Consider the following 12,845-nt stretch of genomic DNA (forward strand, 5'->3'; position numbering starts at 1 on the left):
AGGAAAAGCATAACGCAAAGTTATTTATTCGATTAGATGGGGTAATTAGCTAGGGTTTATTAGATGTGTTCATTAATTTTGAGGAGGGCTGATGACCGGCGTTGTGCCAGATATCGTCATTCACACCCTGAGACCTTCAACAAAGGTTTGTCTGACGAACTTAGCACACTGCCTTATTTTCTTGCGTGGCCGAAAATATATCCATTACTGGAATCCATCAGCGATTTATAGCTGATGCGTTATCTATGAGCCCCGGGAATGGCTTTCCTGATTAGCAATAATCGCGGCCACCTGCATCACCTCTGCTGGTGGTCGCTGCATACTGATTTGTCTGGCCATATAATGCATGTAAGGGGAAACATGACTGAAAATTGCCTTGTAGCCCGCACACAGGTGATTATGCCAGCGCTCGCCCATTTTATGTATCCGGTGCTTCGGGCAACCGCCATGACAGGCAAATCGCCACTCACAGCGCATGCACTCTGAACTCACCTCTGTTTTAGCAAACCCAAACTTGCGTTGCTGTTTGCTGGCGACCATCTTCGCCAGGCTATCCCGGCGCAGATTTCCCAACCGGTGCTCAGGGTAAACGTAATGGTCGCAGCTGTAGACGTCACCGTTTTGCTCCACGATCAGACCAAAACCGCAGGAAGACTGCATTACGCACAGTGATGGCTTTTCACCAAGCCAGGCCGCCAGCGCGCTATCAAACATCTGTACATACACGCGGCCAACGTCCCTGCGTATCCACAGGTCAAATACCCCCTTCATGAAGTTCCCCCATTGTTCCCCGGATACTGACCACTCCGTGACGGAACCGGCGAGTGTCTGCGGGTAGAGTAATTCACCATACTTTTCGTTAGCCGGGCGCTGCTCGACCGCCGGGATAAACTGAACAAACTCAGCCTTCAGTTCCTGGGTCAGATACGCGTAAATCTCTTGCGGATGTTCAGCGGTGACATTATTGACGACAGTCAGAACATTCACATCAACATGGTGTTTCTTCAGCAAATCCATCGCCCGCAGTACGTTGTCAAAAACAGACTGCTTACTCCGGGTCTTCCTGTAGCGGTCGTGCAACCAGGCTGGACCGTCAATCGACAGGCCGACCAGAAACTGATTTTTCGCCAGGAATGCAGCCCATGCCTCGTCAATCAGCACGCCATTGGTCTGGATGCTGTTACTGATACGCTTCTTCCCGGCATATTTGCTCTGCAACTGCATCGCCTTTTCATAGAAAGCAATACCGGCAAGCGTTGGTTCGCCTCCCTGCCAGGTAAATTCCACCTCTGGGCCAGGGTTCGCCTCAATGTACTGCCGCACATAGGCTTCAAGCGTGACATCATCCATATGCCGGGCGGGTTTATGGGGTTTCAGCGTGCTCTGTTCTTTTTCCAGATAGAAGCAGTAATCGCAGGCGATATTGCACTGATAGCTGACGGGCTTGGCCATCAAATGGAATGGTTTGCTCATGGTCGCTCCTGAATAAATCACACACGAAATTTAGTGATATTGCTCACTCTTTTATCACTGTGTTTTGACTTTGGCCAAAAAAGACTGAAACATAGTTTTCATTGATATCAATATAACATGAAATATAAACTTCATAACACCAACATTAGGGGTCTTTATGAGCAAACTGTTTGCCGGAGCACAAAATCTGGGTAAATCGTTTATGCTGCCGATTGCCGTCCTGCCAGCCGCAGGTCTGCTTCTGGGATTCGGTGGCGTGTTCACCAATCCGGTTACCATCTCCACCTATCCAGCCCTCAACAGTGAAGTGATTCAGGCGATTTTTACCGTCATGAAACTGTGTGGTAGCGTGGTCTTCGATAATCTCTCTCTGCTGTTTGCCGTGGGCATCGCTGTAGGTATGGCACGAAGCGACAAGGGAACGGCCGGTCTTGCTGCAGTACTTTGCTTTATCGTCATGAACAAGGCGATCAACGCGTCACTATTGCTATCTGGAACGCTGGCCTCAGAGAATCTGGCCGCAGCCGGGCAGGCGAGTGTAATGGGGATCACTACGCTACAAACCGGCGTGATGGGCGGGATCATGAGTGGTCTGCTGGCCTTCTGGGTTCAAAAGCGGTTTGGCAAAACCGAGCTACCCAGTCTGCTGGCCTTTTTCAGCGGCTCCCGTTTCGTGCCTATTGTCAGTTCCTTTTTTGCCATCTTCCTCGGGGTGGCGCTGTTCTGGGTCTGGCCTCATATCCAGACGGGCATTACCCATCTGGGGGGGCTGGTTGAAAAAACCGGTTATGTTGGGACCCTGTTCTACGGCATGATCCTCAAATGCCTCATTCCCTTGGGCCTTCATCATCTGTTCTATCTGCCATTCTGGCTGACCAGTGTGGGAGGGGAGCAAATGGTGAACGGACACCTGGTACAAGGAACGCAAAAAATCTTCTTTGCCCAGTTGGCCGATCCCTCTGTGACGCAGTACTACATCGGGGTATCCCGTTTCATGGCCGGGCGTTTCGCAGACTTTATGTTCGGCCTGCCGGGTGCAGCGCTGGCTATCTACCATTCTGCCCGTCCTGAGAACAAGAAAAAAGTTGCCAGCCTGATGCTTTCCGCTGCGCTAACTGCGTTTGTCACCGGCATTACTGAGCCGCTGGAATTTGCGTTCATGTTCTGCGCGCCGTTGCTGTATGTCATGCACATTGTGCTGACCGGCGTTGCATTTATGTTTACACACATCCTGCAAATCACGGTTGGACAGACATTCTCCGGTGGGCTTATCGACTTTCTGCTGTTTGGTGTTCTTCAGGGTAATGCCAAAACCAACTGGTTGCTGATGCTCCCTCTCGGTGCGGTCATGTTCTGCCTGTATTACTTCTCCTTCCGCTTCCTTATCAAATGGCGTCAACTGAACACGCCGGGCCGTGAAGATGACGCAGAAGATGAACCGCTGGTAGCGGCATCTGTCAGTGGCAGTGAACGGGCTGCAGGGATCGTGCAGGCACTGGGGGGCCGGGACAATATTGTTGATGTGGATTGCTGCGCCACTCGTCTTCGTATCACAGTCAAAAACCCACAAAGCGTTGTTGTGGACGCCTTTAAACTACTCGGCAGCCGTGGGGCGTTTATCCGTGGAGAGGGGGTGCAGGTAGTCTACGGCCCACACGTGACGCTGATTAAAAACGAAGTCGAAGAATTTATCGGTTCATAAAGAAGAGACGTTTTATGAAAGCTGTAATGCTGATGTTTGATACGCTGACGCGTAACCACCTCGCCCCTTATGGGGGCGATGCCATCACTCCCAATTTTACCCGGCTAGCCCGTGAGTCTGCGCAGTTTGATAACTTCTATGTCGGCAGCATGCCCTGCATGCCAGCCCGACGCGAACTGCATACTGGGCGTTATAATTTTCTGCACCGCAGTTGGGGGCCATTGGAGCCGTTCGATTTCTCAACGTTCCAGGCGCTGAAGCAGGCTGGCATTCATACCCATATGGTGACCGACCATAAACACTACTGGCGTGATGGCGGAGCGACCTACCATACCCGTTATTCCACCTTTGAGTTTATCCGCGGCCAGGAAGGGGATTGCTGGAAAGGGCAGGTTGAAAAACCAGCCATCAACTGGCAGGGAATGGAAGACGAAGAAACCCTGCGCCGTCGCAGCGGGCGTATGATCCAGGACCTGATTAACCGTGCGGCGATGCCCATCCAGGACGATCACTTTACTCACCGTACCATCAGTGCCGGTATAGATTTCCTGGAAACCAATAAAGATCAGGATAACTGGTTCCTGCAGATCGAATGTTTCGATCCCCATGAACCGTTCTTCGTACCGGAAAAATACCTTGCGCAGTATGGCTGCACCCCTGATGAATTTGACGGGTGGGTGCCTTACTACTGCGGCGCACCAGGCGGCAGGGATGATGATAAAGTCCGAAAATTCTACCAGGCACTCATCACCATGTGTGACGACTACCTTGGCCAGGTGATGGACAAGCTGAAAGCACTGGAGCTGTGGGAGGACACGTTGTTCATCGTCTGTACCGACCACGGATTCCTGTTGGGAGAGCATCAATGGTGGGGCAAGAACATCATGCCGGTGTACAACGAAATCGCAAACACACCGTTCTTTATCCGCGATCCACGTTGTAAAGCAGAAGGCGTACGCCGCAGCGCGCTGGCACAGACTATCGATATTCCGGCAACTCTGCTGGAGTATTTCGACGTTCCACGTCCGCCATCCATGACCGGTAAGCCGCTGCGTCCGGCTGTGGAAAATGATACCCCAGTACGTGATTATGCGATGTTTGGCTACTTTGGCGGCCACATCAATATCACCGACGGCGAGTACGTCTATATGCGCTGCCCACGGGAGGAAGGGAAGGGGGGGCTGTATGAATATACCCTGATGCCGGCCCGAATCGACAGCATGTTCAAGGTGAATGAGCTGCAGAATATCACTATCCATCCCGGCTTTGATTTCACCCAGGGCGCGCAGGTCATGCAAATTCCTGCAACCTTTGGTTATCTGAATCCGTGGCGGTTCGGGGATAAACTCTTCGACCTCAACGCCGAACCGCAGCAGATGCGTCCTCTTCACGACAGTGAACGTGCGTTTCACTACGCACAGGCAATAACTGGGCTGATGGAACGGCATGATGCACCACCAGAACTCTACGTCCGTTTTGAACTGGACATGCTAACGCTGGAACGCGAGATGGCCTTCGCTGAGCACTGGGCCAGACAGCGTCCATGGACCGGGAAAGCCTATCGCTGTGCGCATCATGGCGTGGAAGAGGCATTACGTTTTGTCCTCAGTGCAGCCAAAGAGCAGGGCATAACGCAGGATGCGTTGCTGAAGCATTTCCCGGCCGGACATTCACTGGCTGAAAGGGATATCTTCACGCTGATTGATGCTTGTTTCACCGGAGACCGGCATAAGGCGCTGGTTTATCAGAGCCGATTGCTGCTGAGGACAGAGTAATCATGAACGTCTGGCTGCTTGAAAATAACCGCTTTCTGGTCGTGGTGAACGCGGCGGGCGGTGAGCTATCTTCTCTGCGCGATAAATCCACGGGGCGTGAATGGTTGTGGCAACCGCAGCCAGGCGTCTGGAATAACTCGGCTACGCAGCTGTTTCCTGTGGTCGGGGCGCTCATCCATGAAGGACTGCGTGTAAACAATCGACATCTGCCGTTATCGGCACACGGTTTTTTACGACATCAGACGTTTACCTGCCTTGAACAAGGTGTGAACCATCTGTTGCTGGAAGCCTGCTCCACCTCTGAAACCCTTGGCGTATGGCCATGGTGCTGGCGGATTCAGTTACGGCTCATGTTGCATGAGTTTGGGGTCAGTGTGACACAGCGAGTTTTTAATGATGACCGTCAGCCATTCTTGTATTCCATTGGCTGGCACCCCGGGTTTGCGCTCCCTGTATCCAGCCAAACGGGATGGCAGGTGAAGTTTGGTGAGCTGGCGGTCAGAGGGCCTTTTCCGACGCGTAACAGAACACTGGTCACGGAAGACCTGACTCGAACAACGCAGTCCTTTGCACTGACAGAGGCAGCCTTTCGCGAGGGGGCCATTTACTTCGGTGACTGCCAGCAGCAACAGATCAGGGTTTGTTCACCCGACGGCACAATCGTCATGACGCTTGAAACGGCTGAATATGACTGGCTTGCGCTCTGGGGCGTTCCCGGTGCTGACTTGCTCTGTATCGAGCCACTCGCCGGGACGACCGATGCGCCAGATTTTGACGGAACGGTGGAGAAGAAGCGCGGAATACGACTGCTTGCACCGAACCAGAGTCAGAGATTCTCCGTGAAACTGCGTTTTACGGTGGACGCATGCGAAGGGGATTGACAGAATACCCGTTATTTTTCATGCAAAAGGATCGGGTGTTGCGATGAGCGTAAATCGTGAAAATGTGCGGGTGTATATCAGTAATGTGCTGGGTGGACTTGGTGAAACTGACCAGCATATTGCCCGGTTTATTCTTGAGCAGCCCGCTACTGTAGCGCAAATGCCGGTACGTAAACTGGCCGAAGCCATATCAGTCAGTGAAGCGACGATCGTGCGCTTTTGCAAAAAAATTGGTTATACCGGGCTGCTCGAGCTGAAAGCGGCGCTTAAACGTGAGCTTCTGGCCGATCGCGAGCAACTGCTGCCATCGTCCCCGGACATCTTCCTGGATGATTCCCGCAACGATGTGGCGCAGAAAATAGCCATGACGGTTGAAACCACCCTGAATGAGACCATCGGTCTGCTGGACATGAAAGTGGTCAATCCAGTGGTTGAGCGATTTTTGACCGCGAACCGCGTTTTGTTCGTGGGGTTTGGAGCCTCAGGTCTTTCCGCAATGGAAGCCCGCGACAAAATGAACCGTCAGGGCATTGATTCGGAAGCCTATACCGACCGTTTTACCATGACGTTGAAACTCGCCAACCTCAAACCAGAAGATCTGGTGGTCGCATTTTCTCATTCAGGCGAAACACCGGAAGTGGTTAATGCCTTCCGGCTGGCCAAAAAAGCGGGCGCGCATTGTCTGGCAATAACGCACAGTCCGCAGTCACCGCTGAATGAACTGGCAGACACCTGGTTGCTAACCAGCGGTAGTGCTGGCCCCTACCAGGGAGACTCGATCGCCACCCGTATGTCACAGCTGTTCATGATTGAGTTTCTGTGCACAGAAATCACTCGCCACAATCTGCGCGATAGCGAATCGACCGGACTGTCTATTAAAGAATTGTTGATAAAAGAAAGGATTAAACGTGAGTCTACAGGATAATACTCCGTCAATACGCCCAAAGGGGAAGTGGTGGCTTGAGGGCAAAACCCCCGATTATCGTTTTACGCTCGCCAACGAGCGTACATTTCTTGCCTGGATCCGTACTGCGCTGGCACTCATGGCCGGTGCTGTCGGAATCGAGCAGTTTTCCCCCCAATTATCTTCTGCGGAACTGCGTATCGGTATTTCAACACTGCTGCTGGTCGCTGCATCAGCGATGGGATATATGGCCTGGCGACGCTGGCGCAAGAATGAATATGCTATGCGTCTTGAAAATGATTTACCTTACACCCGTTTGCTGGTGGTTCTGTCAATACTGATGCTGGTTCTCGCAATATTGCTGGGTATATTACTCTGGCAGGGAAGACCATTATGAAAAGAGATCCGGGCTTACAACCAGAACGTACACACCTGTCATGGCGAAGAACAGGATGGTCAATGCTCGCGCCAGGTCTGTTGTGTTTTCGGGGATGGAGTCATACTGGTAATATTCTCTACGGTGTGGCGGGTATGCTGCTGATGGCTGGTTCTTTCGCTATTTTCTGCGGAGCCCTCACTTGCCGGCATGTAGTGATCTCATTCAATGTAATGATTGCAGGTGTATTGCTCTTGTTATCTCAGTTATAAGCGCACCGTGAAGGACGTAGAGGTAGAATTTAGTTTACAGGAAGGATTTCGTCCCAGGGCAGTCACTCTTTCACTCGGTTGGCGGGCCTGTTTTAGTTGACCTCTACCCTTTGAAGGGATCAGGACATATGAGCCAAGAACGACTTTCGGTGAAATTCTTATCTTGCATCGTGGTAGTGGGGGTAATCCCCCACGGTGATAAGAAGAATCAGGTCAAATGAGACTCGCTGTAAAAAATATACCAGCGAAGAAACCACCGTTCCGAACTTCTGTGCGGATTAGCGCAGGTGAAAGGTCATAAACGGTGCGCCAGCATTGGCTTTATCCTAGCCTTTATTAAGTCAGCAGCGAAAACCTGCATTGCATGTTTCCGGCTTCGGGATCATCGCTACAGTACCCTGTGCATACCGTTCTCATCAGTTGAATTAAAGATTTCACAGCCTTTGCCGATATCACCTTGGTTCTTGCTTGTGATGCGTTCAGTGTTCAGCGCTGTTTACTGTAGCCCTCCGGACTGATTACAGACCGCCTCTTAAAAGCCAATCCTTACTCTAAAGGGAACTCATGAGATTAAAATACTCAGCACTCTTACTCGCCGTTGCCATAACAGGCTGTGATAACAAAAAAGACGTGATCGGTTGTTCCTCTGAAATGACCCAGTCAGCCCTCATGGATTTATTAAAAAAGTCTGCTTATGAAGGACTCTCTGAACAGGTCGATAAATATCCTGACGTCACTAATCAGACCAAACGAAGTGCTTTGGACAAGATCAAACTGGCCATCTCTGAAATCTCCACAACCTCAAGTGACACGGGTAGCACAATGAAAACTTGTGAAGGGACCGTGACGATGACCCTACCTGCGAACGAGTACGCCCAGCTTTCTGATGCTTACAGAAAGAACTTTAACCGTAATCTCGACAAGCAAATGGAAAGCCTGTCTTTGGATAACAACGCCAACGCCTTTTCAAAACGCATCTCCTACACCGCACAGGCGACCGACGATCAGAAAAACGTTTTTGTAAAAGCCTCTTCTGATAATCCGATATCAGTGGGTGCCGCTGCACTGACATCGCTTTCCATCATCAATCCGATCGTTGAGCAGCAGAAAATCCAGCAGGCTAAGCATGCCCAGCAAAGCCAAATTGAAGCGGAACAACAGGCGCAACTCAGAGCGCAGCAACAGGCTAAGTATGAGGCGGCTCAGCAAATAGAGAGGCAGACACAGCTTCAGGCGCAAGAAAAGGCGGAGCAGCAGGTTCAGCAGCAAAAAGCTGACAGCCTTGATCTGTCCCGAATGGCGTTTGCGAATGCCGACTCTGATTTGAATACCGCCTGGAGCACGTTAACGCCGGCGAAGAAAAAAGAATTGCTGCCTTCTCAGCGTCAGTGGATCAAAACTAAGGATGCTATGTGCGGCAAAGTTTCAATGCAGGGAACAGATGCTGAAATCAAGAAAATGATCGACTGCCAGACGCAAATGACCCTTTCCAGGACCGATTTCTTCAGAAACCAATAGCTGAACTCCCCTTCAGGCTGGTGGTCAGTGCTAAGCTGGCGCCAGCGTAATGTGGGATAATTTCAGTCGTTTTCGCTGGCCCACGCCGGATATATTGATCGCGGTTAGAACGGGATTTTGGGGCGTAGGTATTTCATTAAAGGCGATGGCCAGTGTAGTCATCAAGTGCATTTGCTGTTAGAGATATGCAAGAATTAAGACATCTTGCTTTCCGTGATTACCAATAATGTTCATCGTTGCAGGCACTCAAAAAAGAATTCATCGAGCATCATTTGCAACTGGTATTGCTTGTCCGAGATCGATAAATAAAAATTAAAAATTTTACTGGAAAATACTGTCTAATTAATCGGAAACGTACCTATGCCATGAGTAAAATGTCTGCTCCTCGCTCACAATGGACCTTTAGATCAGTTAGCGAGTCCGCCCTGTGCCATGAGCTGAAGTTCTAAAAACTAACTTCACTAATTTTTCATGATTAGAATCAATATAACCTCTTCCCCTTAATTAGCATCATACTGATTTGAGACAGGATAACATTATTCATTGTAATGTATCAACTTAACAATCTGTAAACTCGATAAAGCAACAATAATACTTCTGTATTATTGACGGTGACATGTACATTGAATATATATCTACCTGCAAATTATGCAATAGTCCATCTTAATTAATACCTTATCATAATTTCAACATTGAATACCTGCTGAGATAATCTATTCTAGGTAATGGCATATGATGAATTTATAATTTGTGCCATAATTTCCCATTAACATCATTATGCCCTTGACATTAAGGAGGGAATGGTGAAAAGACTTAATTTTCTCTTAACTATATACTTAACTGTGATACCTATTGCATCAGTAACCTCTGCGTCAACACTACCCACTGATGAACTGATTGAACAGGCAAAGGTTATAAGTGATATTAATGATGTAAAGCTTAGCCATAAGGTAGTAGTAAATGGCTTTGAGGAGTTTAAAAAAACGGTCTATAAAGAACCATTTTCTAGTGGTGTCTATATTGTTAATGGTGATACACCTATTGCTAATGAATCTGATTTGCGAGAGTTTTATGAAAGAGAACTTGCAGCCAGTTGGAAAAGTGTTTTATTCGGTTTGAATATAAATGAAAATACATGGCTTATTGTTGATGCCCCACAAGGGAATATAAGTAAATGGGACAACGTAACAAAAAGGAATATCACATATTGTGTCAGTACCTCGTTTGGAGAGAAATATGATTCCGTCGTAGCAGCAATGCAAGATGCAGCTAAAGCATGGTCAGAGGCAAGTGATGTAAGATTTATACATTCTTCATGGCTTGACCCACTTTGCAATGAGAATACAACTGATGTCATATTTGATGTTCGGCCTGTAGATGTCAATGGGCAATACCTTGCACGTGCGTTTTTCCCAAGATACGAAAGATTGCAACGAAATGTTCTTATCGACAAATCAGCGCTGAGTCTTTCCCCTGGAAAATTAACCTTGACCGGCATACTCAGACATGAACTAGGACATACGCTTTCATTTAGGCATGAGCAAACCCGCCCTGAAGCAGGCAAGTGTTTCGAGGACAAGGACTGGAAACCTTTAACTTCCTATGATGGGTTTTCAGTAATGCATTACCCTCAATGTAATGGGTTGGGTGACTGGTCACTTAATTTAACAGAAAAAGATAAAATAGGTTCTGCATGCCTTTATGGCCCAGTCCCCAATGCTGTTTTTGATCCTGCTGTATGCTCAATAAAAGGGTGATTATAATGAAATTATTACCATTCCTATTTTTAATTAGTATGCCATTATCTGGTATTGCTGCACAGGTGCCTAATAATGATTTACATGTGGATGGATATGATTCAAAAGGATTCCCTAATTTTGATAAGAAAAACCTTGGATCTGCTTTAAGTTCTGGTGGTCAGTATGGAAGGAAAAAATTGCACAGTGGGGAGATCCTCTGACACCACCGCAAACAAGAATAAGATGTATTGGTGAAGCATGGGGTAACTGGCCATGGGGAGGTGAATGGCGTACCTGTAACCAGTGGGCAACAGATTACCGGACAATGCAGGTAGAAGTATATATGAATGGAATTGGGCCCACAGATCTTTCAGAAGCCGCGCGCAGCGTAGTGGAAAATATAGTAGCGACGTGCGTTGGTCTCTCCTCCGCCGTTGCAGTTGCCGCACTTTGGGCTACACCATCACCAGAGCCAACTGCCCGAGTTGCTGCGGCATACGCAGGCGCATCTGCCACTTTCACTGGATGCCTGTCCGGTAAGGCTACTGAACTAACTGCCGTTGGACTGGCTACGGCTGCAATAAAACTGGCCTTTGAACAATCCGCTGGGTGGTCAAACTGGAGTAATGAATAAAATAATAGACGGTCACATATAACTTCTTGATTATTATCACACTAATCATACCCAAAGCTTACTTTTAAGATAACCCTTTTACTCTAAAAAAGAGTAAAAGGGTTCAGTCATGAAAACACGAATGTTATCAGCCGGCTTGTAGCGTCATTCTTGTTAGTGTAATGCCATTGATCTGTAAAATATTACCGAAAGACTAGAGGTATGAATCACTGTGATTAACTTTGTCAATTATGAATAATTTATTATCAAAGACGTTCTCAAACTTAACGTCCCCTTGATTAAGGATAGCGTTGCATCGACCCGTTGAACTCAAACCTTATAGCAGACTTTCGCTCCCCCATTTTATTTTTTTTTGATATAACTGATGATTGTATTGAGCCCTCAATAATGAAGGCTCAATACTAGCTCTTCCTATTGTAGATCTTTTTCCTCCAGGAATTTACTCACCATATCAGCAATCTGCACGTTATTCAGATCCGAGAACGGGAAGTGGGTATTCCCTTTGATTCCTTCCTCAGGCAGATGCGTCACAGTGACATCCCCGCCATGCTTGTTCACCACGTCACGCCACTCGCGAGCCATTGCCAGACGTACGCGCCAGCTGTCCTGCGCGGGCATGGCGACAGGTTTATCAGGGATGTTATCGCCGTAAATAATCAGAATCGGAATTTTAGTCAGTGCCATAAACTGCTCCATCGGCACCGGTTCACCCTTCAGCGTGTCGAACGCGCTTGGCATTGGGGCAGGGAGCTCTTTCTCCGGGAAGACAAAGCTGCTACCAGGCTCGAAGGCGACGATGGCTTTGACCTTGTCATTTTTCATCGCCGTGTACCAGCCTGGTCCGCCACCCTGGGAGTGGGTGAAAAGGATAGCCGGGCCAGATTTATCCACGACGGCGGACATCGCATCAGAGATAACATTGATATCAAACGGCCCGGTATTCGGGGTCATCTGACGGAAATACTGATTCAGGGCTTCTTTGTCGTGAGAAAACTGAACGCCCTTAAAATACTCCGGCCACACGCCAACGCGGAACTGGTTAAACCACATCTGTTCATCCGGTTTAGGCGTAACAGTACCTTCTACCGTCGTGCGCCCGGCGCTGCCCCGACGTGGCTGATCGACCAGATAAGTTGAGAATCCACGACGCAGGAATATGTTCTGGAACCCTTCGCGACCATCCGGCGTGGTTTCCCAGGTGCGGGAGAACTGACCTGCGCCGTGCAGCATGACGATAGGGTATTTATGCGGATTTTCCGGAATTTGGTAGAACACAGACGCATGATCGCCATGCCAGGTTTGACCCGCAGAGTCCAGCGGCGTTTTCGCGTCAAATTTCCCTGGTGCGGTGATGATTGTGCCACCAGCAGAAAAGCTTCCCTGTTCCTGAATGACCAGCGGCTCGGCGTATACCGACTGAGCCACCATGCCACCCGCCATCGCGCAGATGGCCAGCGTTTTTAAGACAGTTTTCAAGATTACATCCTCTGTTATGTTTGCCGTTCAATCATATCTGAGTTGTCAGCGTGAATTATTTAGCACCTTTGATTGCCCTTATTTGGCAGACTCAT

The 12,845-nt window shown here is 48.9% G+C and carries 11 protein-coding genes; 9 read left to right on the top strand and 2 right to left on the bottom strand.

The genetic code is table 11. The annotated features are described in order from the left end of the window. Window positions 1-243: 243 nt before the first annotated feature. Window positions 244-1,473 carry an anaerobic sulfatase maturase gene (locus HV243_RS11120; protein ID WP_047416657.1) on the bottom strand — a complete coding sequence of 410 codons (1,230 nt, stop codon included), beginning with the start codon at window positions 1,471-1,473 and terminating at the stop codon, window positions 244-246. Between the two features lie 157 nt (window positions 1,474-1,630). Here HV243_RS11120 and HV243_RS11125 point away from each other — a divergent pair, with 157 nt between their 5' ends. The 9 genes from HV243_RS11125 to HV243_RS11170 all read left to right on the top strand — a co-directional run bounded on the left by HV243_RS11125 (window position 1,631) and on the right by HV243_RS11170 (window position 11,274). Beyond that, the gene (locus tag HV243_RS11125) at window positions 1,631-3,175 is read left to right on the top strand and encodes a PTS transporter subunit EIIC (protein WP_049042061.1); all 1,545 of its coding nucleotides are present in this window, start codon (window positions 1,631-1,633) and stop codon (window positions 3,173-3,175) included. 14 nt (window positions 3,176-3,189) lie between these two features. Next, complete coding sequence (locus HV243_RS11130) at window positions 3,190-4,950, top strand: sulfatase-like hydrolase/transferase (protein ID WP_181604019.1); 1,761 nt, start codon at window positions 3,190-3,192, stop codon at window positions 4,948-4,950. 2 nt (window positions 4,951-4,952) lie between these two features. Further along, window positions 4,953-5,831, top strand: coding sequence for an aldose epimerase (locus tag HV243_RS11135; RefSeq protein WP_053389604.1), 879 nt, complete (start codon window positions 4,953-4,955; stop codon window positions 5,829-5,831). 43 nt (window positions 5,832-5,874) lie between these two features. Beyond that, entirely contained in the window at window positions 5,875-6,756 is an 882-nt protein-coding gene (locus tag HV243_RS11140; protein WP_016156756.1) for a MurR/RpiR family transcriptional regulator, read from the top strand. After that, a complete protein-coding gene (locus HV243_RS11145; protein WP_016156755.1) occupies window positions 6,740-7,132 on the top strand; it encodes a DUF202 domain-containing protein in 393 nt (130 codons plus the stop codon). The genes HV243_RS11140 and HV243_RS11145 overlap by 17 nt, the downstream gene beginning before the upstream one ends. A gap of 815 nt (window positions 7,133-7,947) precedes the next feature. Further along, a complete protein-coding gene (locus HV243_RS11155; protein ID WP_047358269.1) occupies window positions 7,948-8,901 on the top strand; it encodes a lysozyme inhibitor LprI family protein in 954 nt (317 codons plus the stop codon). A gap of 800 nt (window positions 8,902-9,701) precedes the next feature. Then, window positions 9,702-10,658, top strand: coding sequence for a matrixin family metalloprotease (locus HV243_RS11160; RefSeq protein ID WP_227021138.1), 957 nt, complete (start codon window positions 9,702-9,704; stop codon window positions 10,656-10,658). Between the two features lie 5 nt (window positions 10,659-10,663). Continuing rightward, a complete protein-coding gene (locus HV243_RS11165; protein ID WP_131350900.1) occupies window positions 10,664-10,861 on the top strand; it encodes a hypothetical protein in 198 nt (65 codons plus the stop codon). A gap of 122 nt (window positions 10,862-10,983) precedes the next feature. Continuing rightward, a complete protein-coding gene (locus HV243_RS11170) occupies window positions 10,984-11,274 on the top strand; it encodes a hypothetical protein (protein ID WP_131350897.1) in 291 nt (96 codons plus the stop codon). A 411-nt stretch (window positions 11,275-11,685) separates the two neighbouring features. Here the strand turns inward: HV243_RS11170 and HV243_RS11175 are convergent, their stop codons facing one another. Then, on the bottom strand, window positions 11,686-12,750 hold the full coding sequence (locus tag HV243_RS11175; protein WP_047389853.1) for an alpha/beta fold hydrolase: 1,065 nt from the start codon (window positions 12,748-12,750) through the stop codon (window positions 11,686-11,688). Window positions 12,751-12,845: the final 95 nt, after the last annotated feature.

Origin of the sequence: Citrobacter sp. RHBSTW-00599 (assembly GCF_013784065.1) — a bacterium.
Lineage (GTDB): Bacteria > Pseudomonadota > Gammaproteobacteria > Enterobacterales > Enterobacteriaceae > Citrobacter > Citrobacter braakii.